The sequence below is a fragment of the Pseudomonas sp. 05N434 genome, assembly GCF_056396965.1.
This window is the reverse complement of sequence record NZ_JBFTMK010001132.1, coordinates 1-455: the sequence shown is the minus strand read 5'-3', so window position 1 is coordinate 455 and position 455 is coordinate 1. Positions and strand designations below refer to the sequence as shown.

Here is a 455-nt window from a genome sequence, read left to right as displayed (position 1 = left end):
AGTTAAAGGCCCAACAGAATCAGGCAGTCCACACCATTGCGCCTCATCAAATGGTGCTGGAAGCGCTGATGGTGATGGCCGCCAAAAACGTCGGCGCGTTACCGGTCCTCAAAGACGGAAAGGTCGTCGGCATCATCAGTGAGCGGGACTATGCGCGCAAACTGGTGCTCAAGGGGCGCTCCTCCGTCGGCACACCGGTCAGCGACATCATGGTGTCGCCGGTGATCACCGTGGACACCCATCAAACCGTCGAAACCTGCATGGGCATCATGTCCGACAAACGCCTGCGGCATTTGCCGGTGGTGGAGGACGGTGAGCTGATGGGCTTGCTGTCGATCGGCGACCTGGTCAAGGAAGCCATTGCCGAACAGGCTGAACTGATTCGGCAGCTGGAGCAGTACATTCGCGGCGAGTGATTGCACACTGTGCGAGGGGGCTTTTGTGGCGAGGGGGCT

At 59.6% G+C, this 455-nt stretch carries 1 protein-coding gene; it reads left to right on the top strand.

Going from position 1 to position 455, the window contains the following annotated elements:
- Positions 1-416, top strand: a 416-nt coding sequence (locus AC1DLB_RS32085; RefSeq protein WP_477786547.1) for a CBS domain-containing protein, incomplete at its 5' end; no start/stop codon positions are given.
- Positions 417-455 lie beyond the last annotated feature (39 nt).